Consider the following 25,187-nt stretch of genomic DNA (forward strand, 5'->3'; position numbering starts at 1 on the left):
CCGTTTGAACCCCGGCCCGCCCTTCACATCGCCCCCATGGACATCGCACTCACCGGAGCCACCGGGCAATTGGGACACGCCCTGGTCCCCGCGCTGCTGCAGGCCGGGCACCGGGTACGGCTGCTGCACCGCCACTTGCCGGGCCGCACGCTGCCCCCAGCCCCACCGGGCGTCACCCACCACGCGATCAACCCGCTGGACGTGGCCTCGGTCTCGCAGGCCCTGCGCGGGGCCCAGGCCGTGGTGCACGCCGCGGCGGCGCTGACCGGCGACGAAGCAACCCAGCACCAGGCCACGGTCACCGGCACCGAGGTGGTGCTGCTGGCCATGCGAAACGCGGGCGTGTCCCGGCTGGTGGGCATCAGCTCGCTGTCGGTGTACGACTACGCCGCCCTGCCCCCCGGCAGCAGCCTCAACGAACAATCGCCCTTGGAAGCCCGGCCCCAGGAACGCGACGTGTACACCCGCTGCAAACTGGCCCAGGATGGCCTGTTCCGGCAGTTTGCCCACACCGGTTCGCCTGTGGTGGTGCTGCGCCCCGGCATCTTCCACGCCACCCCCTGCCCTTGGCCCTTCAGCCTGGGGCGGGCCCTGCCCGGCGGGCGCTGGCTGCTGATGGGCCCCTTGAGCCCACACGCGGAAGTCCCCCTGGTGCATGTGGCCGACGTGGCCTTGTCCATCGTGTGCGCCTTGAACCGGCTGCAACAACCCCCAACACCTGCCTTGCAGGTGTTCAACATCGTCCCCCCCCCGGCCCCCAGGGCCACAGAGCTGCTGGCCTGGCTGCAACAACGCCCCGATGCGCCCACCTGTGTGCGCTTGCCGTGGGCGTTGCACCAGACGCTGGCCCAACTGGCCCAGGGCCTGGACCACCTGAGCGGACACCGCCTGCCACTGCCCGGGCTGCTGCGCCCGCGCTGGCTGTGCGCCCGTTTCACCCAGGTCCACTACGACAGCCGCCTGGCCCTGGAGGGGCTGGGCTGGCAACCCCTTCACCCTTGGAATCCATGAACTTTCCCCGCATCAGCGTCTGCCTTGCCACCTACCGCCGTCCCCAGCGCCTGGGGCTGGTGCTGCGTGACCTGGCCCGACAGACCCTCAGACCCACCCAGATCGTGGTGGTGGACAACGACGCCGATCGCAGCGGCGAACCCGCCGTGCACGCCTTCAAGGCCGAACTCGACGCCGTGGGCGCCCCCCTCGACGTGGTGTACGACACCCAGTTCGAACGCAACATCAGCCTCACCCGCAACCGCACCGTGGCCCTGGCCGACGGCGACTGGCTGGCCTTCATCGACGACGACGAACGCGCCCCCGCCGACTGGCTGCAACGCCTGTACGACACCGCCCGGCAGTTCCAGGCCGAAGCGGTGCTGGCCCCCGTGGTGCCGCAGGTGCCCGAACACGCACCCGAGTGGATCCGCAAGGGCGACTTCTACAGCTTCCCGCGCCTGGCCACGGGGCAGACCGTGCCCCTCAACCAGCTGCGCTTTGGCAACGCGCTGTTGCGCGCCGAGCCCGTGCGCACCCTGCCCGGCCCGTTCGACCCGGCGTTCCAACTGTCCACGGGTGAAGACGCCGACATGCTGCTGCGCTTCATCCGCCAGGGGTGCACGGTGATCTGGGACGACAACGCCTGCGTGACCGAACCCGTGGAACCCGCCCGCCTGCGGTTTGACTGGCTGCTGCAACGCGCCTACAGCGGGGGCCAGGAATATGCGCGCAAGGCCCTCACCGGCGCCTATGGCCCCATGGACCGCCGCCAACGCCTGAAGCTGGCCGCCAACGCCTGCGCCAAGCTGGTGTCGGCCCTGGTGCTGGCCCTGCTGACCCTGCCCATGGGCCGCCACCGCGCAGCCCATTGGCTGATCCGCGCCAAGGCCAACCAGGGCAAGCTCAGCGCCTTTCGGGGCGTTCGGTATCAGGAATACGCCGCGAACTGAGTGCTTTTGAGGTGCTGGGCCAGGCGAAAGGCCAGCGCCACCACCGTCAACGTGGGGTTGGCGTGCCCACTGGTGGGCATGCACGACGCGGCGCACACGCTCAGGTTGGCCACGCCGTGCACCTTGAGGTGGGCATCCACCACGCTGGTGGGGTCGGTGTCGTGTCCCATGCGTGTGGTGCCCATGTGGTGCCCGCCCACCGCAGGCGAGGCTTGCAGCGCCTCGCGCAGGTGGGCCAGGTCCAGCACCAGCTCGGCCTGGGTGTGCGTCTTCAGCACCGCTGCCAGGCTGCGAAACCCTTCCAGGGCCGAGTCCACGTCCTGCGGCGTGATCCGCCAGCGGATGTCCACCCGCGGCATGCCCAGCGCATCCACCTGCTCCAGCAACCCAATGGCATTGCCCGCGTCGGGAATCTGCTCGCCATTGAACTCGATGGGGTAGCTCCCGTTGCGGTTGGGCACCAGGGTGTAGGGCAGCTTGCGGTGCGCCAGCTTGTTGCGAACCGTCCAATCAAAGCCAAAGCGGGCGATGTCAGGCAGGCCCAGCAGCACGTTGCGGGCGTGGCCGAACCAGTCGGTCTGTGGCGACGCCACCTGCCGCCCGTGGTTGAGCAGGCGCTGGTGTTCACCCGGCAGGATGCTTTTGAGGAAAAAGATGGTGGACAGCACCCCGCTGCCGTGGCGGGCGTCGGCATAGGCGGGAAAGTGCAGCCGGAAGGTGCCGTTCAGCAAGCCGTGCCGCGCCTGGTGCGCCGCGGTGAACTGCAACTTGCGCCGGGCGTACACCCCGTCGGTGGTGCGTTCGAAGGCAAATGGGGGCCTGACCTTGCCGGTGCGCAATTCGCCCACGATGGCGTCGAAATGGCAGGTGTAGAACTTGCCCAGCCCGCCATCAAACCGCTGCCACGAGGCTCGACGCCGCTGCACCGCCAACAGCAGGCGCGTGGCTTCAATGCCGCCACCGGCCAGCACCACCTGCCGCCCGCTCAGCGTGAGCTTGGCCCGGTCCTTCACATGGGTCACCTCCACCCCCGCCACCCGCTCGTGCGGGGCGTCGCCTTCCAGCACCAGGTGGGTGGCCCGCGCATGCAGCAGCACATGCAGCGTGCGGGACTCCAGCACCCGTTGCCGGTGGGCGCGGCCCACGTCCGTGGGCAGGCTGTAGCGTTCGATGCGTTCCATCAGCACCCCGTCCGCCGCCGCCAGGCCTTGCAGCAAGGGGCGCGGCTGGCGCAGGGACTGCACGGAAAAATCCGCCGTGCCCGCGTCCAGCCACTGGCATGCGGGCTCGTAAAACGGCTCCAACGCCGACCAGGGCATGGGCCAGCCGCTGTGCGGCACCTGCGGGCGCACGTCCAGGTCCAGCGGGTCCATGGGCACACAACGCCCGCCCCACAAATGACTGGTACCACCAAAACGCTGGCGCCGGAACTCCCAGGCCTGGGGGTGTTGCCCCTGCACCGAGCCCTCGTACAGGCCCTGCAGCGCGGGCTGTTCGTCCCAGCCGCCGCCGTCCACCAACAACACCTGCAAACCCGATCCGTCCAGGGCGGTGGCCAGGGCCAACCCGGCCATGCCACTGCCCACAATGATCACGTCGAAGGTCGTGGCCTTCAGGAAGTCGTTGGCGTGTTGAAAGTCGTGCAGCATGCTGCCATTGTCAACCCGTTCAGCGGGCCCACTGGCGCAGCCAGGCGGTGTCAAAGTGCTGCGTCACCACCTCGGCCAGCCGCTCGAACACCGGCTCCAGCCCGGCCTGCGGCACGCCCAGCAGCGCGTGCAGCACCGCCGGGTCTTCCAGCAGCCCGTGCACGTACACCCCCAGCACCCGACCACCATGCCCGGCGGCGGTGGATTGCCAGCCCAGGGCCTGGCCGTCGGCGGCGGTCAACACCGTGTGCAACCGGTCGCCTTTGGCGGCCATGGCCGGGTGTTCCAACGTCTGGCCGTGGTGGATTTCGTAACCGCCCACACCCACCCCGTTCAGGGCCTGCCAGGGACCGGGCTGCACCCCGCTGAAACGGCCCTGGCTGCGACACACCGTCTTGTGCGGGCCAAAGGCGGTGACCAGGGGCAGCAGGCCCAGGCCGGGGGCGTCACCGCCCAGGCCTTCCACACCTTCGGGGTCCACCACGGCTTCACCCAGCATTTGCAGCCCGCCGCAAATGCCCAGCACCGCCCCACCCCGGCGGGCATGGTCGGCCACCGCCGCGTCCAGCCCCTGCTGGCGCAGCCAGGCCAGGTCGGCCAGCGTGGCTTTGCTGCCGGGCAGGATGACCCAGTCGGCCCCCGCCAGCTCCGCCGGGGTGCGGGCCCACACCAGGCGCACGCCGGGGGCGTTCTTCAGCGGCTGGAACTCGTCCAAGTTGCTGATGCGCGGGTAGGCCACCACCGCCACCGTCAGGCGAACAGCCCCTGCGGCTGAGGTGCGGTCATCAAAAACACCGTCTTCCTCTGGCAGGCCGTGGTGGCGCAGCATGGGGATGGTGGCCACCGTGGGCACGCCGGTCAGGTCTTGCAGCATCTGCGGGGCCGGGGCCAGCAGGCTGGCATCGCCGCGGAAGCGGTTGAGCACAAAGCCTTTGAACAGCGCCCGGTCGGCCTCGGGCAGCAGCGCCCAGGTGCCGTACAGGTGGGCAAAGGCACCGCCGCGGTCGATGTCGGTCACCAGCAGGCAGGCCGCGCCGCAGTGGCGTGCCACGCGCATGTTGACCACGTCGCTGTCGTACAGGTTGATTTCGGCGGGCGAACCCGCGCCTTCGATCACCACCACATCGTTTTCGGCACGCAGGGCGTCCAGCGCGGCGGCAATGTGGGGCCACACCCGTTCGCTGCGGCCCCGCCAGGGGGCTTCGGTCAGCTCACGGTCCACCTCGCCCATCAGCACCACCTGGCTGCGGGTGTCGGCCTCGGGCTTGAGCAGCAGCGGGTTCATGCGCACCTCGGGCTCGGCCCGGGCGGCCAGGGCCTGAAAGTACTGCGCACTGCCGATTTCGCCCATGCGGCCACCGGGGGCGGGCACCACGCGGGCGTTGTTGCTCATGTTCTGGGCCTTGAAGGGCGCGACCTTGAAGCCCTGGTTGGCATACCACCGGCACAGCGCGGTGGTGAGCCAGCTTTTGCCTGCCCCGCTGGTGGTGCCCAGCACCATGACGCAACGCGCCAAGGCGGGGGAGGAAGGGGACGTGGCGGGTGGGTTCAGGGGCATGACAGGGTTTCCCAAATGCAGGGCGTGGTGGGCGGGCGCACGCCCACGCGCACCCAACCGGGGTGGCCGAAGGAGGTGGCGTCACGCAGCTTGACGCCGTGGGCCGTGCGCCAGTGGGCCAGCAGGTTGGCCAGGGGGTGGCGCTGCAACCAGGCTTCGGGCGGGCGGGCCAGCAGGAAGTTGGCGTCGCTGGGCACCGTGATCCAGCCGCGGGCATGCAGGGCGGCCAGCTGCGTGCGCTTCCATTCGGTGAGCTGGCCCAGGCTGGTGTGGACCCAGGCCTGCACCTCGGGGCGGCACCAGGCGTCCAGCAGGGCCACGGCGTGTGCGCCCAGGGGCCAGGACGGGGCCAGCGCCGCCAGCGCCGCCAACCAGGTTTGGCGCTGTGGCGTGGCCTGCGCCGGGGCCAGCAGGTAGGCACCGCGCACGCCCGTCAGGCCCAGGGCCTTGTTGGGAGACCATAGCTGCCACACCCGCGCCAGGGCCTGCGGGTCCAGCGACGCTTGGCCACTGAGCCGCAAGGGGGTGTAGGCGCAGTCCAGCACCAGGGTTTGTGTGGGCTTGAGCCCTTGCACCTGCTCGGCCAGCCTGGCGTGGGCCGCCCCGCTGGGCGTGGCGGGTTCGCAGGCCCACAACACGGCGGCCTGCTCGGGCTGCGGGGTGCGCACCAGGCCCCAGGCGGTGCAAGCCCGGGCCACATCGGCGTAGTGGGCGTCGGGCATCCAGGTGAGCAACTCGCCGCTTGGGTCCGGGTGGCATCGGCGGGCCGTGGCCGCCAGGCGGAACATTGCCTCGCTGGCGCTGGTGGCCAGCACCACGCGATCGGGGGCCACGCCATGCAGTGCGGCCAATTGCTGGCGCAGCATGGTGTAGGCGGGGTCGGGGTAGGTGGAGGCATCGGCCTGCTGAACCGCGGCCAGCGCCTGCGGGCACGGACCTGCGGCGTTGCTGTTGGTGGAAAAGTCGTGCAACGGCACGCCCTGCGCATCGGGGCCGCCGTGTTCGGGAACCGGCCCCACCGGGCCAAGAGACACTTCAGTCAACAACCATCACTCCCAAAAACATAGCTGCCAACGCAAACATAAAAAGCGCTAGAGTCATTTTTTTTGCAACATCCACCGCCTGTTGCACCTGGCTGGCCATGGGTGCGGCGGCGGGTGCGTTCAGGGTGTACACGCCGGGTTTGCCCAGGCGCACACCCAGGCGCAAGGCCATGGCGGCCATGGGCCAGCCGCTGTTGGGTGACGGGGTGCGCCGCGCCTCGGCCCACAGGCGGCGGGCATGGGCAAAGCCCCCGCCGGGGTTCAACACCACGGGCCACAGCAACAGCGCGGTCAGCCGGGCGGGCACCCAGCCCAGCACGTCGTCGGCCCGGGCGGCCCACTGGCCGGCCCAGGTCCACACCCGGCCCCCGCGTTCGCCGGGGTAGCCCCACATGGCGTCGGCGGTGTTGGCCAGACGAAACACGGCGGCGGCGGGCAAGCCGCCCAGCACAAACCAGAACAGCGGGGCCACCACCGAGTCGTTGAGGTTTTCAGCCAGGCTTTCGATGGCGCTTTCGCGCACCTGCTCGGGCGTGAGGGCGCTCACGTCGCGGCTGACCAGCCAGGCCAGGCGGGCGCGCCCTTCGGGCAGGCTGCGCTGCAAGGCGGCCTCCACCGCCCTCACCTCGTCCACCAACATGCGGTGGGCCAGCAGCGGTTTGAGCAGCACCCCCAGTGCCAGGGCCTGCAGCAGGGCCGACACCCAGGCCCCATGGTGGGGGGCCAGGCCCAAGCCCTCGGCCACCCGCGCCACCAGCGCCCCGCCCGCCCCACTCGCCTCTTGCAAGGCCCAGGCCACGGCCACGCACAACAAGGCCAGGCCCCACCAGGCGCACAGGCCCAGGCCCCAGGCCCGAGCGTCAAAACCCGCCGGGGCCACCGCGGGCCGCGGAGCGATGCGCTCGCCCGCCCAGCCCAGCGCCCGGCCCATCCACACCACCGGGTGGAGGCGGGCCGGGGGTTCGCCCCACAGGCGATCCACGGCCAGCGCCACCATCACCGCGGCGGGCAGAACAACGGCGTGGAAATCCACGGTTACTGGTCGCCCTCGGCAGGGGGAAGGTTCGGAACCAGGGACAGATAGCGCTCAAAGTCTTCGCGTTTGGCCAACGCGGCTTCACGCCGCAGGTGCTCCACGGTTTGAAATGCGGCCATCTTTTCTGCCGCCGCGCTGGCGATGAACTGGTTGACGGAAATGCCGTCCTTGCGGGCCAGTTGCTTGATGCTCTCGTGCACCGAATTGGGAAGCCTGATGGTCAGGGCCGTCATGGTTTCAACTCCTTGAGGATGTGCAAAAACCGACTGGGGGTGATGGCGCTCACGCCCAGCTGTTCGGAACCTTTGAAGTCTTTGACGTTGTGCGTCACGATGTACGGGCAGCCCCCGGCCACCGCACACTCCAACACCATGTCGTCATCGGGATCACGCAGAAAGGGCCGCCACAGGTAGTGGATGTCCTGCAAATGCGCCTGACTGGCCAGGTAGCGCACAAAACCCAGCGCCAGCTCCGGGCTGGCACCAGGCGGCAGGTGCTCGGTGCGCGTCATCACCGATTGCCACTCGGTGTAAATGCCGACCGACACGCACAGCTGAAACAACGGACTGGGCACCGACGCCACCAAGGCAAAGCTGGCCCCCAAGCGGGAACGCGCCGCAGCCACCAGCACGGAGGTGTCCAGAACAATCTTCATGGTTTCACGGGTATAACCACTATTTTAAGTACCTCACCCCCGCCCTTGCAAACCCACGGCCTTCATCCCCAGACGAGCCAGCAGGGCGCGGTCGGCGTCCACGTCGGGGTTGCCGGTGATGAGCAGCTTGTCGCCGTAGAAGATGGAGTTGGCCCCGGCGGCGAAACACAGGGCCTGGGTTTCGTCGCTCATCTGCCGCCGACCGGCCGACAGGCGCACCCGCGCCGTGGGCATGGTGATGCGGGCCACGGCGATGGTGCGCACGAACTCCAGCGGGTCCAGGTCAGGCTGGTCGGCCAGGGGGGTGCCGGGTACCTTCACCAGGTGGTTGATGGGCACCGACTCGGGGTGCGGGCTGAGGTTGGCCAGCTGCGCGATCAGCCCAGCACGCTGCAGGCGGCTTTCGCCCATGCCCACGATGCCGCCGCTGCACACCTTCACGCCCACCTGGCGCACGTGGGCCAGGGTGTCCAGGCGGTCTTGGTAGTCGCGGGTGGTGATCACGTCGCCGTAGAAATCGGGCGCGGTGTCCAGGTTGTGGTTGTAGTAGTCCAGCCCCGCCTGTTGCAGGGCCTGGGCGTGGTGGGGCTCCAGCATGCCCAGCGTGGCGCAGGCTTCCAGGCCTTCTTGCTTGACCACGCGCACCAGCTCGGCCACGGCGTCGATGTCGCGGTCTTTGGGCGCACGCCAGGCCGCGCCCATGCAGAAACGGGTGGCCCCCGCGGCCTTGGCGCCCAGCACGGCTTCGCGCACAGCCTCGGGCGTCATCATCTTGGTGGCCGCCACGCCCGTGGGGTGGTGGGCCGACTGCGGGCAGTAGCCACAGTCTTCGGGGCAGCCGCCGGTCTTGACCGACAGCAGCGTGGCCAGCTCCACCTCGGTGGGGTCGAAGTGCTGGCGGTGCACGGTCTGGGCGCGGAACAGCAGCTCAGAAAAAGGAAGTTCGAACAGCTCGGCCACGGCTTGCACCGACCAGGGGCCGTCGGCGGGGGCCGCAGTGCCAACCCCGCGAGGGGCAGCAGTGTCCGTGGTGGACAGCGGCCGGTGCAGGCGCACGGGTTGCTCGGTGGTGGTGTGGTCTGGGGTGGCCAGGGTCGTCATTCAAAGGTCTCCTTCATTGTCGGGATGCTGCGGGGCAAACAGGTCGCTGGGCTGGTGCCAGCGGTTGTCGAACACCAGCTCAGCCAGCGGCTGACGCTGTGCCCAACGTTCGGCTTGCAGCATGGGCTGATCATAAAAACGGTGCACGGGCCCCAGGCACAGCAGGGCGATGGGCTCGGCACCCGGGGGCAGGTTCAGTTCGGCGGCCACGGCCTGGGGGTCGAACAGCGACACCCAGCCCATGCCCAGGCCCTCGGCCCGGGCGGCCAGCCACAGGTTCTGGATGGCGCAGGCGGCGGACGCCAGGTCCATCTGCGGCAAGGTGCGACGCCCGAACACATGCTGCTCGCGGCCATCGGCCAAGGCCACCACCAGCAGTTCGGCGGCGTCCAGCAGCCCTTCCACCTTCAGGCGCATGAAGGCCTGGCCGCGCTCGCCCAGCGCGTGGGCGGTGCGGCTGCGCTCCTCGTCCACCAGGCCGTGCAGGCGCTGGCGCAGGGCGGGATCGGTCACGCGGATGAAGCGCCAGGGCTGCATGAAGCCCACGCTGGGCGCGTGGTGGGCGGCGTCCAGCAGGCGGCGCAGCACCTCGGGTGCCACCTGCCCACCGCTGAAATGGCGCATGTCGCGCCGCTCGAAAATGGCGCGGTACACCCCGCGTTGCTCGGCGTGGGCGAAAGTGGGGTCGGAGGCCGGGGCGTCCATGGCCGTGGCGCTCAATCTTCAATGCCCCGCTGCGCCGGCACCCCGGCCTGGAAGGCGTGTTTCACCAGCGTCATCTCGGTCACGGTGTCGGCCAGGGAGATGATTTCGGGCGGGCAGCGCCGCCCGGTCAGGCACACGTGCACGTGGCTGGGGCGGGTGCGCAGGGTGTGCAGCACGTCGTCCAGCGGCAGCCAGCCGTAGATCAGCGGGTAGGTGATTTCGTCCAGCACCACCAGAAACTGCTCGCCGCTCAGGATGCTGGCCTTGGCGGTTTCCCAGCCGTCGCGGGCGAGTTGCGCGGAATGCTCCAGGTCCTGGCTTTTCCAGCTGAAGCCGTCGCCCAGCCCCACGATGGGGATGCCCAGTTGTTCGAACATGCGGTGCTCGCCAAAGCGGGCGCTGGGCACCTTCATGAACTGGTAGACCTGCACCGCCTTGCCCCGGCCATGGGCGCGCAGCGCCAGCCCGAAGGCGGCGGTGCTTTTGCCCTTGCCGTCGCCGGTGTTGACGATGACGATGCCGCGGCGCTCGCCCTCGGGCTTGTCGTAGGGTTTGGCGGTGGGTGGGGTTTCAATCTGCATGGTGGGTGGGTGGGGGCAAGGGGTTACTTCAATTTGGGTAGCGCAACCCACTGGTCCTGAAAGCGGTGGATGCCAATTTGATGCTCAAAAACCTGGTGCAGTGCGTCGTGCACCACCGGGCTGCCGGGTGCGCCTTGGGCCACCGCCCGGCCCGCCTGCAACACCAGCACCTGGTCGGCGGCCAGGGCCTGCGTCAGCTCGTGCAGCACGCTCACCACCGTGTGGCCCTGGGCCACCAGCTCGCGCACCAGGCGCAGCCAGTCGGCCTGGTGCGGCGGGTCGAGGTTGGTGAGGGGTTCGTCCATCAGCAGCACCTGGGCCTCGACCGCCAGGGCACGCGCCAGCAGCACGCGCTGGCGCTCGCCGCCCGACAGCTGGCCCAGCGGTTTGCAGGCCCAGTCCCAGGCCTGGGTGCGCTTCAAGGCCCGCTCCACGGCGGCATGGTCGGCGGGGCCGGGCGGGCTCCACCAGCCGTGGTGCGGCAGGCGGCCCAGCAGGGCAATGTCGTAGGCGGTGAGGTCGTCGGCCCCCGCGTCCAGCCCGCCCCCGGCACTGGCCGCCGCCCCGCCCTGCCCCAGCCAGGCCAGGGTGCGGGCCCGGTCGCGGGCAGGCCATTGGGCCAAGGGGCGGCCCAGCAGTTCGATGCTGCCGCTGCACGGCAACAGGCCGCCCAGGCAGCGCAGCAGGGTGGACTTGCCCGCGCCGTTGGGGCCCACGATGGACAGCCACTGCCCGGCGGGCACGTCCACGCTCACGCCGTGCAGCACGGGCTGGGCATGGCGGCCATGGCCCAGGTGGGCGTGCAGGTTGCGGGCTTTCAGCGCCAAGGTGTTCATCGCCATCGCCATCACCCCACCCGCCTGTGCATCAGCCACAGCAGGTAGCCACCGCCCAGCACGGCGGTCAGCACGCCCACCGGCAGTTCCTGCGGGGCCAGCACCCAGCGGGCCAGCGTGTCGGCCAGCAGCAGCAGGGTGCCACCCATCAGGCTGGCCAGCAGCAGCAAGGCCCCGTGGGTGCAGCGCACCGCCGAGCGCACCAGGTGCGGCGCGGCCAGGCCCACAAAGGCAATCAGCCCCGTCTGGGCCACGGCGGTGCCGGTGGCCAGGGCCAGCACGGCCACCAGCGCGGCCCGCAGCGGGGCCAGCGGCAGGCCCAGGCTGGCGGCGGTGGTTTCGCCCAGGCTGAGGCCGTCGAGCAGGCGCGACAGCGTCAGCGCCGCACCCAGGCACGGCAGGCCCACGGCGGCCATGACGCCCACCGAGGTCCAGCCCACAAACCCCGTGCTGCCCAGCATGAAGCCCTGCATGGCCTGCAGGATGTCCGGGGCCAGCAGCGTGACCAGCGAGCTGATGGCCCCCAGCACCACGCCCACCACCACCCCGGCCAGCAGCAGGCGCAGGGTGTGCTGCACCCCACGCGCCAGCGCCAGCGTGAGCAGCACCGCCCCCACCGACCCGGCAAACGCCGCGCCGGTGAGCCCCAGGCGCACGGCCCAGCCACCCGCGCCCAGGCTGCTGGCGGCGTGCAGGCCGGGGGTGAGCCCGCCCATGACCGCCAAGGCCGTTGCCACGCCCAGCGTGGCGCCTGAGGCGCTGCCCAGCAAGAACGGATCGGCCAGCGGGTTGCGGAACAGGCCCTGGGCCACCGCCCCGGCCAGCCCCAGCAAGGCCCCGGCGGCAAACGCCCCCAGGGTGCGCGGGGCGCGGATGTCCCACACGATTTGGGCGTTCAGCGCGGCGTCGGCCAAGTCGGTGCCCTCCTCGGCACCCGCCAGCAGCGACCACACCGGCGTCCAGCCAGTGCTGCCCACGCTCAGGCCCACCACGGCCAGCACGGCGCACAGCAGCAGCAGGCCCGCGCCCAGCACCCAGGCGCGGCGGCGCTGGCGCTGCCAGTCGTGGGGCACGGCGGCGGTGTGCAAGCTGGCGTGGCTCACATGCCCCCCCGGGGGAAGGGACCCACGGTGTCCACACCGGGCGGCACCACGGGGCGTTGGCCGTTGAGGCAATCGGCCATCAGCCGGGCCGCCTCGGGCATGCGCGGGCCGGGGCGCACCAGCACGTCGGACTCGTCCAGCGAAAACACGCACAGACCGCCCTGCTCGCGCCGCTGCGTGGTGCGCAGGGCCTTGATCTGGCCCCAGCCCGGGCGCTCGGTCATGCCGTCGAAATTGCGGGCACCCACCATGATGACGTCGGGGTTGGCGCGCACCACAAACTCGGGGTTGATCTTGGGAAACGGCCCCTGCGCCGCCGGGATGATGTTGCGTGCGCCCAGCCGCGCCAGCGTCTCGCCGATGAACGACGTGGGCCCGGCGGCATAGGGTGCGCGGTTGACCTCGAAGTACACCCGCTGCCCCCGCCGCTCGGGGCGGATGGACTGGGTGGCGGCCTGCACCCCGGCGTCGATGTAGCGCCAGATGCGCTGCGCCTCGGCCTCGGGCTGGGGCAGGCCCAGCGCCTGCGCCACCTTCAGCAGCACGCGCTGCACGTCGGCATGGCTTTTGGGCTCCAGCACCACCACCTTCAGGCCCAGGGCCTCCAGCCGGTCGGCGGCGCGGGACGAGGCGGACACCAGCACCAGGTCGGGCCGACGCGCCACCACGGCTTCGATGTTGGGGTCCAGCCCGCCGCCCAGTTGCGGCAGGCGCTGCACCGCGGCGGGAAAGTTGGAATACCGGTCCACCCCCACCAACCGGGCACATTGGCCCAGTTCACACACGGTTTCGGTGAGCGAAGGCAACAGGCTGACCACGCGCTGCGGCGGCGCGGGCAGCGTCAGGGTGTGGCCACGGTCGTCGGTGACCTGAACGGGCGCAGACGATGCGGCGGGGGCCGACGCCGCATGGGCCGGCGCGGACACCCCGCTCCACGCCAACGCCACGCCCAGCAAGGCCGTGCTCAAGCGCGGGCTCATGGCCGACCTCCCGCAGGTTTCACCACCAGCGGCTGGCCCGCCACCATCAGCACCACGCGCTGCGCCACCTCGGCCACCTGTTGGTTGAGCAGGCCCAGCGCGTCCACAAAGGCCCGCACCTCGCGCCCCAGCGGGATCACGCCCAGCCCGATTTCGTTGCCCACCAGCACCACCGGGCCGGGGGCCTGGCGCAATGCTTCCAAAAAGTGAGCTGTTTGCGCTTTTACATCAAGCGCCAGAGGCATTTTTTGCATTGAATTTTCAGCCTCCATGGGCACCTCCATGGGCATCAGCGCCCGGGTCAACCACAGCGTGAGGCAGTCCACCACCAGCAGGTGGTTCGGTGCCGACAGGCGGGCAATGGCCTCGCCCAGGTCGGGCACGGTGCCGGGGGCAAATTCTTGCGTGACCAGGCCGGGCACGCGCTCGCGGCGGTCGGCCTGGTGGCGGGCAATGCGCTGGCGCATCTCGTCGTCCCAGGCTTCGGCGGTGGCCAGCAGCGTGGCCTGGCGGGGCGCGGCGGGCGTGCCCGCGGCCAGCCAGCGGGCGGCCAGCGCCTCGGCGCGGCGGGACTTGCCGCTTTTCTGGCCGCCCAGGATCAGTTCGACCTCAGCCATGGCCCCCTCCCCAACGTTCGCTCCACGCCTGGATGAAGGCCGCCAGTTGGGCCACGCCGTCGGTCAGCGCGGCGGGGCCGGGTTGCAGGATGTCGGCGGACTTGATTTCGTGCAGCTCGCCATGGCGCACGGCGGGCACGTCGGCCCAGCCGGGCCGGGCGGCCACTTTTTCGGGGCGGAACTTCTTGCCGCACCAACTGCCCACCACCATGTCGGGCTGGCGACGCACGATCTCCAGCGAGTCGGCCACGATGCGGTGTTTGCCCAGCGGCTGCGTGGCCAGCTCGGGGAAGATGTCGTCGCCCCCGGCCAGCCCGATCAGCTCGGACACCCAGCGGATGCCGCTGATGGCGGGGTCGTCCCACTCCTCGAAGTACACACGCGGGCGGCGATGGCCTGCCGCCTCACGTGCCGCGGCGGCCTGCTGGATGCGGTGCAGGTCGGCGCGGATGGCGTCGATCTGGCGCTGGCCTTCGTCCTGCGCGTCCACCAGCGAGGCCACCTGAAACAGCATGTCCAGGATCTGCGCCACGCTGCGCTGGTTGTACACCGTGACCTGCACCCCGGCACGGATGAGCTGGGCGGCCACGTCGGCCTGCAGGTCAGAGAAGCCCAGCACGCAGTCGGGCTCCAGCGCCAGGATCTTGTCGATCTTGGCGCTCAGGAAGGCGCTGACCTTGGGCTTTTCCTCCCGCGCCTGACGGGGGCGCACGGTGTAGCCGCTGATGCCCACGATGCGGTCCTGCCGCCCCAGGCGGTAGAGCCATTCGGTGGTTTCCTCGGTGAGGCAGACGATGCGTTGCGGGCCGCGGCTGCCGGGCTGCGGGGCGCTGGGCATGGCGGCGGCGTTCATGCGGGCAGCTCCAGGGGTTGGGGGCTCAGCAGCGCGGCGGCGGCGGCGGTGGCCGACGGCATCCAGGCGTGGAAGTAGCTGGCACGCACCGCGCCATGCACGTACAGGGCCTCGCCGGTGCCGCCATCGGCCACGGGCTGGGGTGTGCGGCCCGGCGGCTGGGTGCGGGTGACGGCGGGCAGTGGCGTGTCGGCCAGCGACCAGTGGAAGGTGTGGCCGCGCAGGCTGCCAGCGCCCAGGGCCAGTTGCTGCGGCCCCAAGGCGGCCAACCGGGCCTGCAGGCGCACGGTGCCGGGCAGCAGGCCCCACATGGCATGGCTGACGCCGGCTTTGTCCACCAGGGTATCGAACAGCAGCATCATGCCGCCGCACTCGGCCCACACGGGTTTGCCCTGCGCCGCATGGGTCCGCAGGGCGTCGCGCAGCGCGTGGTTGGCCGACAGGGTGGCGGCGTGCAACTCGGGGTAGCCGCCGGGCAGCCACACCGCGTCGCACGGGGGCAGCGCGGCGTCGGCCAGCGGCGAGAAGAAGGCCAACTCGGCCCCCAGCTGGCGCAGGGTGTCCAGGTTGGCGTCGTAGATGAAGCACAGCGCCGCGTCGCGGGCCACGGCCACGGTGCGCCCGGCCAGGGGCTGGTTTTCTGCATCAAATTGGCCTCCAGCGCTTTCAGAAAAAGCGCAAGCAGCTCCTGTTTTGATACCCACCCCATGGGGAAAACGCTGGGCCAGTTCCGCCGGGCTCATGCGCCCCAGCGGGGTGGACAGCAGGCGGTCGGCGGCGGCGTCCAGGCGGGCCAGGGCGTCGGGCAGTTCGTGGGCGGCCACCAGGCCCAGGTGGCGTTCGGGCAAGGCCAGTTCGGTGCTGCGCATGAGGGCGCCCAGCCAGTCTTCGGGGGCCACCGCCTGTTGCAGCATGTCGGCATGGCGCTCGCTGCCCACGCGGTTGGCCAGCACCCCGGCCCAGGGCAGCGGGCCGTGGCTGGCCGCCTGGTAGTGGCGCAGGCCGTGGGCCAGGGCCCCGAAGGTCTGCGCCATGGACGAGGCGTCCACCACCGCCAGCACGGGCACGCCAAAGCGGCGGGCCAGTTCGGCGGCACTGGGGTCGCCGTCGTACAGGCCCATGACGCCCTCCAGCAGCACCAGGTCGGCCTCTTGTGTGGCGGCGTGCAGGCGCTGGCGGATGTCGGCTTCGCCGGTCATCCACAGGTCGATCTGGTGCACCGGAGCCCCGCTGGCCAGGCGGTGCCAGTAGGGGTCCAAAAAGTCGGGGCCACACTTGAACACCCGCACCCGTCGCCCGGCGCGGGCGTGCAGCCGCGCCAACGCCGCGGTGACGGTGGTCTTGCCCTGACCCGACGCCGGGGCGGCGACCATGAGCACGGCGGCGCTGCGCATCACAGGCCCGTCCAGCTCACGCCCAGGTAGGCGGTCCGGCCCGGGGTGGCATAGCCACGGGCGGTCTGGTAGGCCTTGTCGCCCAGGTTGTCCACCCGGGCCACCAGCGTCCACTGCGGCGCAAGGCGGGTGCTGGCCGACAGGTTGACCACGCCGTACCCGGCCAGGCGGGCGGTGCCGCTGGGCTGGTCGAAGCGGCTGCTGTGCCATTGGGTTTCGGCCCCCAGGGTCCAACCGGCCACGCGCAGGTCGGCCCCCAACTTGGCCACACGTTTGGAGCGGCGGGCCAGGGTGCGGCCCGTGGTGTCGTCGCGCGGGTTTTGCAGGTCGATCGAAGCGTTCAGCCCCACCCCACCCGGCACCCCAGCGGCCACGCGGGTGGCGGCGGCCAGCGTCACGCCTTGCAGCGTGGCCTTGCCCACGTTGCCATAACAGCCGGGGAAGGCCCCCACGCCGTTGGCACAGCTGCCAGGGCCAGACACGTAGTTGATGAGGTTGGTCAGCCGGTTGCGGTAGGCGGTGACCGACACGCTGCTGCCCTGCGCGGCGTACTTCAGGGCCAGCTCCAGGTTGCGCGACTCTTCGGGACGCAGGCTGGGCATGCCGTAGATGCTGAAACGGTGGAACAGCGTGGGCGCCCGGAAAGCGGTGCCTGCCGACGCGGTCACCCGCCAGTGCGGGGCCAGCGCCAGGGCATAGGCCAGGCTGCCGGTGGTGTGGCGCCCAAACTCGCTGTCGTCGTCGTGGCGCAGGTTGGCCTGCACGGCGTGGTCACCCTGCTTGAAGCCATAGCCCAGGGCCAGCGCGTTCTGGCTGCGGTCGTTGAGCTGCGGGGTGGTGGAGCCGTTGAGCAGCCGGTCTTGCCGCCGCTCCAGCGCCGCCGTGAGCTGGTGGCCCCCCTGCTGCCATTGGTTGTGCCACAACCAGGTGTCCACCTGGGTGTCGGTCACATAGGCCGAAGGGGTGGTTTCGTAGCGGTCCAGCCCGCGGGTGAAACCGACCCGGCTGGTCCACACGTCGGACCAGCGGGCCTGCCACGACAGCGCCAGGGTGCGCAGGTCTTGCAGGGCGCGGTCGTCCACCTTGGAGGCATAGGCGTCGTAGCCGGTGTTGGCTTCGCTGCTGGTCCACAGGGCTTCGAAGCGGTGGTCGGCATTGGCTTGCAGGCCCAGGCGGGCCAGGCCGTTGGTCTTGCGGTAGCCATCGCGGTCGGGGTTGCCGCTGGGCTGGATGTTGAAGCCGTCGCTGGTTTCACGCGTGAGGCCCAGGGCGTAGTCCCAGGCCCCTTGCGCCCCCGACAACTGGGCACTGGCGTTGCGCGTGCCGTGGCTGCCCACACCCACGCTGACGTTGGGGTGGAAGCCCGCCTCCCCCTTGCGGGTGAACACCTGCACCACGCCACCAATGGCGTCAGAGCCATAAATGGCCGCCGCGGGGCCGCGCAGCACCTCGATGTGGTCGATGTGCTCCAGCGCCAGGGCCTGCCAGGCCGCGCCGCCGGTGGACTGGGAATCCACCCGCACACCGTCGATCAGCAGCACGGTGTGGCGGGTGTCGGCCCCGCGCACAAACAGGCTGGTGGTGGCCGTGGGGCCGCCGTTGCGGCTGAGCTCCACGCCCGGCAGGGTGGACAGCACATCGCCCAGGCTGGCGTTGGCAAAGCGGTCCAGCGTGTCGCGGTCGATCAGGCTGACGTCGGACACCACATCGGTCAGCGGCTGGGCGGTGCGGGCGGCGGTCACCACCACCGGGGCCAACACCCCTGATTGAGCCAGCGCCAACGGGGACAAGCCCCCGGCCACAGCCGCGCACACGGTGCAGCGGGTCAACAGGCTGAGCACAGCCACGGAAGAAGGGGTGCGGCGCACCCCCGACAAGACAGACAACATGGAAAAGAATCCAACACAAGACACCCTTCCCGCCTTCCCCGACGGTACTTGGGCTTCATGGCGGCACGCCTGGGGCGCACCACCGCCTTGTTGGCCGGTATCCGGGCTGGTGGAACAACCTTCATCGCCTTCCCAGGGGGTGCTGTGTCAGGCACAACACCCACCCAGTGGCCGGTGGATGAAAGCGGGAGCGGGGCCAGCCATCAGGCCAGCACACGGTCCGTCCACTTACCGTTGCGGGGGCAGCGCTGGTTAGGCCTGAGCAGCGCGTGCGTGATGCACGGCCTTCGGCCCCCCAGCTTCCCGTTGAACTGCCGCCCCTGAACGAGGCCGCGAGCACCAACACCCGGCATTCTAGGCGGACGCACCTACAATCGCGGCACCATGTCCGACACCCACACTTTTGCCCAACTGGCCGACCGCATCGACCGGTTGCTGCTGCGGCATGAGGAGCTTCAACGCACCAACGAGCTGCTCAGGACCGAGGTCGATTCCCTGCAGGCCGAACGCGACCTGCTGCGCTCCAAACTGGCCGCCGCCCGTGCCCGCATCGTCACCCTGCTGGAGCGCCTCACCGCGGCCTCTGAGACCGGGGTGAGCCCCTCGTCATCCGATCCGTCCTCTTCATGAAGCAAATCGAAGTCCAGATCATGGGCCAGGGCTACCTGCTGTCCTGCCCCGAAGGGGGCGAGGCCCTGATGATGCAGGCCGTCAGCAAGGTGGACGCGGCCATGTGCAAGATCCGCGACGCGGGCAAGGTCAAGGCCCGCGACCGCATTGCCGTGCTGGCCTCGCTCAACCTCGCGTTCGAGTTGAGCGATCTGCAACAGCAGGTTCGGACCCAGGCCGAGGCCAGTGCCCAGCGCGTTGTGGCCCCAAGCCCCACCTCGCCCGTGCCCCAGGTGGACCTGGGTGACACCGCGGAAAAGGTCATGACCGAACTCATCGGCCGCATCGACCGCGCCATGGATGCCGACGGACGGCTGCTCTGACGCACCGGCAGAACACGGTTTGCATCGCTACAATGCGAACCGTCTGCAGGCTGTCGGGTTTTAATGTCCTTGAACCAATGCTCTTAGAGCACGGGCTTGGAACATCGTCGGGCTGGTGTGATCATCTCGCGTCAGATGAACCCGAAGCCCCTCTGACCTCGCCCACCTGAACCCCCGGTTCAGGCTGCGACCCGGCCCCTGCAGACACCCTCCCCCTCCTCTTTTCCCCCATGATGATCGAACCCATGCTGGTCCTCGAACTGGTGGCACTGGGCCTGTGCACCGGCTTTCTGGCGGGCCTGCTGGGCATTGGGGGCGGCATGCTGATGGTGCCGTTCATCACCTTCATTTTGGGTTCGCGCGGCGTGGGGGCCGATCTGGCCGTCAAGATGGCCATCGCCACCTCCATGGCCACCATCGTGTTCACCTCCATCTCCAGCGTGCGGGCGCACCACAAGCGCGGCGCCGTGCGCTGGGACATCGTCAAGGGCCTGGCCCCCGGCATCGTGCTGGGCGCCATGCTGGCCAGCATGGGGGTGTTTGCCGTGCTCAAAGGCTCGTGGCTGGCCCTGTTCTTTGCAGCTTTTGTGAGCTTTTCCGCCACGCAGATGCTGATCGACAAAAAACCCGCCGCCTCGCGCACCCTGCCCGGCACCGGCGGCCTGCTGGGGGCCGGTGGGGCCATTGGTTTCCTGTCCGGCCTGGTGGGGGCCGGTGGCGGTTTTGTCAGCGTGCCCTTCATGACCTGGTGCAACGTGGCCATGCACAACGCCGTGGCCACCAGCGCCGCGCTGGGCTTTCCGATTGCGCTGGCCAATGCCGTGGGTTACGTGGTGTCGGGTCAGTCGGTGCAAGGGCTGCCCGAGGGCTCGCTGGGCTACGTTTACCTGCCCGCGCTGGTGGTCATTGCCAGTGCCAGCGTGCTGATGGCCCCGCTGGGCGTCAAGGCTGCCCACGCGCTGCCGGTGAAGCAGCTCAAGCGGGTGTTTGCCAGCGTGCTGTACCTGCTGGCCGCGTACATGTGCTGGCGCGGCCTCACGGGCTGAGCCGCGCAGCCGCCCAGCCCCCCTGCGGCGCCTCCCCCGCAGGGGTTTCAGTCCGCCAACAGGTTGTGGTCGGACACCACCATGCCGTCCTCGTCGGCATACAGCCAGTCGCCTGGGTGCACCCACACGCCTTGGATTTGCACCCCCACGTTGCTCAGCCCCGGTTGCTTGCGGTCGGTGGGCATGGGGTTGAGGGCCAGGGCACGGATGCCGGTGTTCGCCGCACGCAGCTCGGCCAGGTCACGCACACAACCGTCCACCACCACGCCCGCCCAGCCGTTGCGGGCTGCAGCAGCGGCCAGGTTACCGCCCAGCAGTGCACGGCGCAATGAACCGCCGCCATCGACCACCAGCACGCGGCCCTGGCCTTCGCTTTCCACCGCGGCCTTGACGGGCGTGTTGTCTTCATGGCACTTGACGGTGACCACCGGACCGCAGAAGCGCGACAACGCGCCGTAGCTGTGGAACACCGGTGGCAACACGCGAAAACGCCCCGACACATCGGCCTTGTGGGCATCACAGATATCGCAGGTGGAAAACGCCGTGTTCAGTGGAGAAGTGGCTGTGGACATGCCGAGAAACCCCTGTGCAAATGCAGATGAAAAGGTGATGAGGAAGAACATTTTCCCCTGCACCCCCACGCACCTGGGCAGGGCATGGCGTGCAAAGTGTTGTTTTCACCTGCACAGCAAGGGCGCACAGAGGGAAAAATGAGGCTCCGCCTGACGCATTCGGCTTGGAATGGCCTTTGTTCTGAATTAGCATGGCCGGCAGCCAGTGACACCAGACGTGCGAGGCACTGGTTGAACACCAACACTTAACGAGGATCGACGACCATGGCAACTGCTAAAAAGGCCCCTGCAAAGACCGCCGCTGCACCCGCCAAAAAGGCGGCTGCACCCGCCAAAAAAGCGGCAGCTCCTGCAGTGAAGAAAGCGGCCGCTCCGGCCACGAAGGCTGCAGCACCCGCAGCAAAGAAAGCCGCTGCACCCGCAGCCAAGAAGGCCGCAGCCCCCGCCAAGAAGGCCGCTGCTCCTGCCAAGAAGGCCGCAGCCCCCGCCGCCAAGCGCACCCCCAACGCCGCCTTCATGAAGCCGCTGACCCCCAGCGCCAAGCTGGCCGCCATCATCGGCAAGGACGCCCTGCCCCGCACCGAAGTCACCAAGAAGGTGTGGGAATACATCAAGAAGAACAAGCTGCAAGACGCGGTCAACAAGCGCATGATCAACGCCGACGCCAAGCTGAAGGAAATCTTCGGCAAGGCCCAGGCCTCCATGTTCGAAATGACCAAGATGATCAGCAGCCACCTGAAGTGACCTGCCGCCTGGGACCCCTTGTGTTCCCATGCAACCAAAGAAGGACCCCGGTGGGTCCTTTTTTTTCAACCTGAAACCTCCTCTGCACTGCGATGAGCCCTGAAACCGCGTTTGCCCTGGGGGCACTCATGGTCCTCGCCAATGGCGGGGTGCTGGGCCTGATGCACAGCGACATCCTCCCCGCCCTGCAACCCAGCGCCAAGACCTGGCGCATCAGCTCCCTGCTGATTGCGGGCAGCGCCCTCACCCTCCTCACCCTGGGCCAGTTGCCCGACGGGTTTGTGCTGCCCGTGGCCAACGGGCTCACGCTGCTGGGCTTCACCGGCTACTGGCGTTCGCTGCGGCAGTTTGACGGCCTGCCCGACCGCTGGTGGATGCTGCTGCCCTTTGGCCTGGGGCTTGGGGTGGTGCTGTGGTTCACACTGGTGCAACCCATCATTGGGGTGCGGGTGGTGGCCATCACCCTGTGCTGGTTGTTCCTGTTTGCCGCGTGCTGCCTCACGCTGCTGAAGGCCCGGCATGAGCAGGCCATCAGCCGCCGCGTGCTGGCCGCCATCTTCGGGGTAGCAGCGGCGTTTGTGGCCGTGCGCGGGGTGGTGTTTGTGGCCCTGGGTGGGCAGACCATTCCCACCGTCATGACCGACACCAGCTGGGTCAACCTGGCCACCCCCATGCTGCTGGGCGTGTTGCCGGTGGTGGGCACCACCGCCTTTTTGCTGATGTGCTCGGAACGGGTGCGCCGACAGTGGGAACATGCCGCCAGCACCGACCACCTGACCGGCCTGGCCAACCGCCGCACCCTGGCCCAGGCGGGCGAGCAGCGCTTTCGCCGTGCCCAGCAAGGCACCATGGCGCTGGCCGTGGCGGTGGCGGACATCGACCATTTCAAGGCCATCAACGACACCCACGGCCACGACGTGGGCGACCAGGCGCTCAAACACGTGGCCAGCGCCTTGGCCGGTGCCTGCCGCGCCACCGAACTGCCGGGCCGCCAAGGCGGGGAAGAATTCCTGGTGGTGCTGGACGTGCAAACACCTGCCGAAGCCCTGGCCGCGGGAGAGCGCCTGCGCCAGGCCGTGGCCGCCACCCCCTACCAGGGCGAGGGGCTGCACCTCCCCATCACCGTGTCCATTGGCGCGGCGCTGCTGAACGCCTCCGACCGCTCGTTCGACCGGCTGGTGATGCGTGCCGACTCCGCGCTGTACGCCGCCAAGGCCGGGGGCCGCAACCGGGTGGAACTGGCCGAAGAGCCCGCGGCCACACCGGCCCCCGCTACGGGCGCGGGGGCTGCCAGTCCAGGCTGATCCACTCGCCCGGCTCGGGGCCTTGGCGCGGCCACTGGTCGGCCCGAACCGTGGCGCTGCCGCCCAGCGCCATCACCAGTTGCACGGCGCGGATCACCCCGCCGTGGGTGACCCACAACACGTCAGCCGTTTCGCTGCCCAGGGCGGCCCAGGCGTCGGCCACACGGTGCAGCAGTTCGCGCACACACTCGCCCCCCCCGGCACGGTGGTGGGTGAAATCGGCGCTCCAGGCGGTCAGCTCAGTTTCGGCGATGTCGGCCCACGGCTGGCCTTCCCAAGCGCCAAAGTCCATTTCAGCCAGGCGCTCGTCCAGCTGCACCGGGGCGCTCAGGCCCACCGCCTGCAAGGCGCTGGCCAACTGGCGGGTGCGCTGGCGGGGTGAGCACCACACCACCTGCGGCACGGGCTGGCCGTTGCTGCGCCAGTGGTCCCACAGCGTTTGCGCGGCCTGGGCGGTGTGTTCGGGGTCGGCGGCCACATCGGCCTTGCCGTAACAAAGGCCCGGGGCCACCAGCGGGCGGCCATGGCGCAGCAGCCACACCTTCATGCGGCCACCCAGCGCCAGGTCAACAAAGCGCCCAACACAAACGCCAGTTCGGCCACCTGTTGCGCGGCCCCCAGGCCGTCGCCGGTGAAGCCTTGCAGGCGGCGGCGCAGCAGGCGGCGCATCCACGCCGCCGCCAGGGCCGAGGCCAGCAGGGGCAGTCCAAGCGCGGGCAGTTGGGCGGGAAGTTGGGCGGTCAGTTGTACGGCCAACGCAGGCCACGCGCCACCCGTCACGCCCACATCGCCAGAGCCCAACGCTCCATCGGCCACAGCGCCCACATCCCACGTGCCCCACACACGCCACCCCGCGGCCACCCCCACCGCCGCCACCAGCCAGACCAGGCCCACGGCCAGTGCACCCACGCTGATCTGGTCGGCCAGCGGTTTGGATTTGGAGCCCGCCGCATCACCCACATGCGCCAGCGTGCGGATGATGAACAGCGGCCAGGTGCGCGAGGCCACCTGGGCCAGCCACAGCAGCGGCAAGGCGGCATGCAGGCCCATCAGACCGAACAGCGCGGCCCACAACACCACCCTCCCGCCCAGGGCCAGCACCAGGGCCATGGCCCCGTAGGCTCCGATGCGTGAGTCCTTCATGATCTCCAGCGCCCGCTGGCGGTCGAAGCTGCCGCCCAGGCCATCGGCCAGGTCGGCCAGCCCGTCTTCGTGGAAGCCGCCGGTGATCCACACCCCGCCCAGCGCCACGGCCCACGCGGCCACCCAGGGCGCAACGCCGCTCCCTGCAACACCCGCCCCGCCCGCCCCACCCGGCAAAGCCCAGGCGATGACCGCCACCAGGGCGCACAGCAGCGCCCCCACCAGCCAGCCCACGCCGGGAAAATGCGCCGCGCTGGCGCGCAGCATGGCCGGGCTGTAGCCCACCCACGCCGCCAGCCGCCCGGTGACCGGAATGCGGGTGAAAAACTGCACCGCCAGCAGCAGGTTGCGCAAGCCTTGCATGGGTGTTCCAGCCGCGTTCAGGCGGACTTTTGCGACACGCCCGCCGAGTCGAAGCTGGCCATCTCGTTCAGGATGGCGCAGGCCGACACCAGCAGCGGCCAGGCCAGCACCGCGCCCGAGCCCTCGCCCAGGCGCAGGCCCAGATCCAGCAGCGCGTCGGCCTTCAGGGCCTCCAGCATCAGGCGGTGGCCGCGCTCGTTGGAGCGGTGGGCAAACACGCAGCGCTCCAGCACGGTGGGGTGCAGGCGGCTGGCCACCAGCACCGCGGCGCTGGCAATGAAGCCGTCCACCACCACCACACGCCGCTCTTGCGCGGCTTGCAGCACCGCGCCCACCAGGGTGGCGATTTCGAAGCCGCCAAAGGCTTGCAGCACCTGCCAGGGCGTGGTGGCGTCGGCATGGCGGGCCAGCACGGCCTGCAACACCTCGGTCTTGCGGCGAATGCCGGCATCGTCCAGCCCCGTGCCCGCGCCGGTGCACTCGGCCACGTCCAGCCCCGCCAAGCGGGCCAGGATGAGCGAGGCGGCAGACGTGTTGCCAATGCCCATTTCACCGATCAGCAGCGCGTTGCCCGGCAACTGGCGCACGATGTCCATGCCGTTGGCCACGGCCTGCTGGGCCTGGGCCGCGGTCATGGCCGGGCCTTCCAGCGTGTCTGCCGTGCCGGGGGCCACCTTGCACTGCACCAGGCCGGGCCGGGGCGCAAAGTCGTGGCGCACGCCGCAATCGGCCACCGTCAGGCCCACGCCGTGCTGGCGCGACAGCACGCTGACCGCCGCCCCACCGGCCAGGAAGTTTTCGACCATCTGCCACGTCACGTCGCTGGGGTAGGCCGACACACCGCGGGCCGCCAGCCCGTGGTCGCCCGCGCACACCAGCATTTGCGGCTGCACCAGTTGGGGTGCGGTGCTGTTCTGGATGAGCCCCAGCTGCAGGGCCAGTGACTCCAACCGCCCCAGCGAGCCCAGCGGCTTGGTCTTGTGGTCCAGCAGGCGCTGGAGTTCAGCCGCCAACGTGGGGTTGGCGATGCTGGGGATGGACAGGGACGACAGGTTTGGGGTGGCTTGAAGGTTCATTTTG

The 25,187-nt window shown here is 69.9% G+C and carries 27 protein-coding genes and 1 riboswitch; of the genes, 7 read left to right on the forward strand and 20 right to left on the reverse strand.

The window, feature by feature from the left end:
- Positions 1-36: 36 nt before the first annotated feature.
- Entirely contained in the window at positions 37-1,011 is a 975-nt protein-coding gene (locus ACYVB7_RS13725; protein ID WP_460508602.1) for an NAD-dependent epimerase/dehydratase family protein, read from the forward strand.
- Complete coding sequence (locus tag ACYVB7_RS13730; RefSeq protein WP_460508604.1) at positions 1,008-1,943, forward strand: glycosyltransferase family 2 protein; 936 nt, start codon at positions 1,008-1,010, stop codon at positions 1,941-1,943. The genes ACYVB7_RS13725 and ACYVB7_RS13730 overlap by 4 nt, the downstream gene beginning before the upstream one ends.
- Here ACYVB7_RS13730 and ACYVB7_RS13735 read toward each other — a convergent pair.
- The 16 genes from ACYVB7_RS13735 to ACYVB7_RS13810 are packed head-to-tail and all read right to left on the reverse strand — an operon-like array spanning position 1,922 to position 17,943.
- A complete protein-coding gene (locus ACYVB7_RS13735; protein WP_460508606.1) occupies positions 1,922-3,592 on the reverse strand; it encodes a GMC family oxidoreductase in 1,671 nt (556 codons plus the stop codon). The two genes, ACYVB7_RS13730 and ACYVB7_RS13735, sit on opposite strands and share 22 nt — an antisense overlap.
- A gap of 19 nt (positions 3,593-3,611) precedes the next feature.
- Positions 3,612-5,093: a cobyric acid synthase gene (locus ACYVB7_RS13740; RefSeq protein WP_460508873.1), complete on the reverse strand. Its 1,482-nt coding sequence runs from the start codon at positions 5,091-5,093 to the stop codon at positions 3,612-3,614.
- A 47-nt stretch (positions 5,094-5,140) separates the two neighbouring features.
- Complete coding sequence (locus ACYVB7_RS13745) at positions 5,141-6,184, reverse strand: aminotransferase class I/II-fold pyridoxal phosphate-dependent enzyme (RefSeq protein WP_460508875.1); 1,044 nt, start codon at positions 6,182-6,184, stop codon at positions 5,141-5,143.
- Position 6,185: 1 nt separating this feature from the next.
- A complete protein-coding gene (cbiB, locus tag ACYVB7_RS13750) occupies positions 6,186-7,190 on the reverse strand; it encodes an adenosylcobinamide-phosphate synthase CbiB (RefSeq protein ID WP_460508877.1) in 1,005 nt (334 codons plus the stop codon).
- 38 nt (positions 7,191-7,228) lie between these two features.
- Positions 7,229-7,462, reverse strand: coding sequence for a toxin-antitoxin system HicB family antitoxin (locus ACYVB7_RS13755; protein ID WP_460508609.1), 234 nt, complete (start codon positions 7,460-7,462; stop codon positions 7,229-7,231).
- Positions 7,459-7,884, reverse strand: coding sequence for a PIN domain-containing protein (locus ACYVB7_RS13760; protein ID WP_460508611.1), 426 nt, complete (start codon positions 7,882-7,884; stop codon positions 7,459-7,461). Before ACYVB7_RS13760 ends, ACYVB7_RS13755 begins: the two co-directional genes overlap by 4 nt.
- Before the next feature lie 33 nt (positions 7,885-7,917).
- Complete coding sequence (gene bioB, locus ACYVB7_RS13765) at positions 7,918-8,985, reverse strand: biotin synthase BioB (protein ID WP_460508613.1); 1,068 nt, start codon at positions 8,983-8,985, stop codon at positions 7,918-7,920.
- Entirely contained in the window at positions 8,986-9,690 is a 705-nt protein-coding gene (gene bluB, locus ACYVB7_RS13770) for a nitroreductase family protein (protein WP_460508616.1), read from the reverse strand.
- Between the two features lie 11 nt (positions 9,691-9,701).
- Positions 9,702-10,271 (reverse strand): cob(I)yrinic acid a,c-diamide adenosyltransferase, encoded by a 570-nt coding sequence (gene cobO / locus ACYVB7_RS13775; RefSeq protein ID WP_460508618.1) that lies wholly within the window; start codon positions 10,269-10,271, stop codon positions 9,702-9,704.
- Between the two features lie 23 nt (positions 10,272-10,294).
- Complete coding sequence (locus tag ACYVB7_RS13780) at positions 10,295-11,113, reverse strand: ABC transporter ATP-binding protein (protein WP_460508620.1); 819 nt, start codon at positions 11,111-11,113, stop codon at positions 10,295-10,297.
- Positions 11,114-11,118: 5 nt separating this feature from the next.
- Positions 11,119-12,210, reverse strand: a complete 1,092-nt coding sequence (locus ACYVB7_RS13785) for a FecCD family ABC transporter permease (protein WP_460508623.1) — start codon at positions 12,208-12,210, stop codon at positions 11,119-11,121.
- On the reverse strand, positions 12,207-13,190 hold the full coding sequence (locus ACYVB7_RS13790) for an ABC transporter substrate-binding protein (protein ID WP_460508626.1): 984 nt from the start codon (positions 13,188-13,190) through the stop codon (positions 12,207-12,209). The genes ACYVB7_RS13785 and ACYVB7_RS13790 overlap by 4 nt, the downstream gene beginning before the upstream one ends.
- Positions 13,187-13,807: a bifunctional adenosylcobinamide kinase/adenosylcobinamide-phosphate guanylyltransferase gene (locus ACYVB7_RS13795; RefSeq protein WP_460508628.1), complete on the reverse strand. Its 621-nt coding sequence runs from the start codon at positions 13,805-13,807 to the stop codon at positions 13,187-13,189. The genes ACYVB7_RS13790 and ACYVB7_RS13795 overlap by 4 nt, the downstream gene beginning before the upstream one ends.
- Entirely contained in the window at positions 13,800-14,660 is an 861-nt protein-coding gene (locus tag ACYVB7_RS13800) for a TroA family protein (RefSeq protein ID WP_460508630.1), read from the reverse strand. The genes ACYVB7_RS13795 and ACYVB7_RS13800 overlap by 8 nt, the downstream gene beginning before the upstream one ends.
- Positions 14,657-16,054 (reverse strand): cobyrinate a,c-diamide synthase, encoded by a 1,398-nt coding sequence (locus tag ACYVB7_RS13805; protein ID WP_460508632.1) that lies wholly within the window; start codon positions 16,052-16,054, stop codon positions 14,657-14,659. Before ACYVB7_RS13805 ends, ACYVB7_RS13800 begins: the two co-directional genes overlap by 4 nt.
- Complete coding sequence (locus ACYVB7_RS13810) at positions 16,054-17,943, reverse strand: TonB-dependent receptor family protein (RefSeq protein WP_460508635.1); 1,890 nt, start codon at positions 17,941-17,943, stop codon at positions 16,054-16,056. The genes ACYVB7_RS13805 and ACYVB7_RS13810 overlap by 1 nt, the downstream gene beginning before the upstream one ends.
- Positions 17,944-18,018: 75 nt before the next feature.
- Positions 18,019-18,301: riboswitch (cobalamin riboswitch) on the reverse strand.
- Between the two features lie 26 nt (positions 18,302-18,327).
- On the opposite strand from ACYVB7_RS13810, the gene ACYVB7_RS13815 reads away from it, so the two are divergent.
- The 3 genes from ACYVB7_RS13815 (at position 18,328) to ACYVB7_RS13825 (ending at position 19,981) form a co-directional block, all read left to right on the forward strand.
- Positions 18,328-18,573, forward strand: a complete 246-nt coding sequence (locus ACYVB7_RS13815; protein ID WP_460508638.1) for a DUF904 domain-containing protein — start codon at positions 18,328-18,330, stop codon at positions 18,571-18,573.
- The gene (locus tag ACYVB7_RS13820; protein WP_460508641.1) at positions 18,570-18,935 is read left to right on the forward strand and encodes a cell division protein ZapA; all 366 of its coding nucleotides are present in this window, start codon (positions 18,570-18,572) and stop codon (positions 18,933-18,935) included. Before ACYVB7_RS13815 ends, ACYVB7_RS13820 begins: the two co-directional genes overlap by 4 nt.
- A gap of 230 nt (positions 18,936-19,165) precedes the next feature.
- Complete coding sequence (locus tag ACYVB7_RS13825) at positions 19,166-19,981, forward strand: sulfite exporter TauE/SafE family protein (RefSeq protein ID WP_460508644.1); 816 nt, start codon at positions 19,166-19,168, stop codon at positions 19,979-19,981.
- 47 nt (positions 19,982-20,028) lie between these two features.
- Here ACYVB7_RS13825 and rraA read toward each other — a convergent pair whose 3' ends face one another.
- Positions 20,029-20,553, reverse strand: coding sequence for a ribonuclease E activity regulator RraA (gene rraA / locus ACYVB7_RS13830; RefSeq protein ID WP_460508647.1), 525 nt, complete (start codon positions 20,551-20,553; stop codon positions 20,029-20,031).
- Between the two features lie 264 nt (positions 20,554-20,817).
- On the opposite strand from rraA, the gene ACYVB7_RS13835 reads away from it, so the two are divergent.
- Positions 20,818-21,297, forward strand: coding sequence for an SWIB/MDM2 domain-containing protein (locus ACYVB7_RS13835; RefSeq protein ID WP_460508650.1), 480 nt, complete (start codon positions 20,818-20,820; stop codon positions 21,295-21,297).
- A 92-nt stretch (positions 21,298-21,389) separates the two neighbouring features.
- A complete protein-coding gene (locus ACYVB7_RS13840) occupies positions 21,390-22,601 on the forward strand; it encodes a GGDEF domain-containing protein (RefSeq protein WP_460508652.1) in 1,212 nt (403 codons plus the stop codon).
- Here ACYVB7_RS13840 and ACYVB7_RS13845 read toward each other — a convergent pair.
- From ACYVB7_RS13845 to cobT, 3 genes are read right to left on the reverse strand one after another with little or no spacing between them, the layout of a single operon-like run.
- Entirely contained in the window at positions 22,570-23,148 is a 579-nt protein-coding gene (locus ACYVB7_RS13845; RefSeq protein ID WP_460508655.1) for a histidine phosphatase family protein, read from the reverse strand. The two genes, ACYVB7_RS13840 and ACYVB7_RS13845, sit on opposite strands and share 32 nt — an antisense overlap.
- Positions 23,145-24,107, reverse strand: coding sequence for an adenosylcobinamide-GDP ribazoletransferase (locus ACYVB7_RS13850; protein WP_460508657.1), 963 nt, complete (start codon positions 24,105-24,107; stop codon positions 23,145-23,147). Before ACYVB7_RS13850 ends, ACYVB7_RS13845 begins: the two co-directional genes overlap by 4 nt.
- Positions 24,108-24,124: 17 nt before the next feature.
- Complete coding sequence (gene cobT, locus ACYVB7_RS13855) at positions 24,125-25,183, reverse strand: nicotinate-nucleotide--dimethylbenzimidazole phosphoribosyltransferase (protein ID WP_460508660.1); 1,059 nt, start codon at positions 25,181-25,183, stop codon at positions 24,125-24,127.
- Positions 25,184-25,187 lie beyond the last annotated feature (4 nt).

Source organism: Hydrogenophaga soli, from assembly GCF_054777695.1.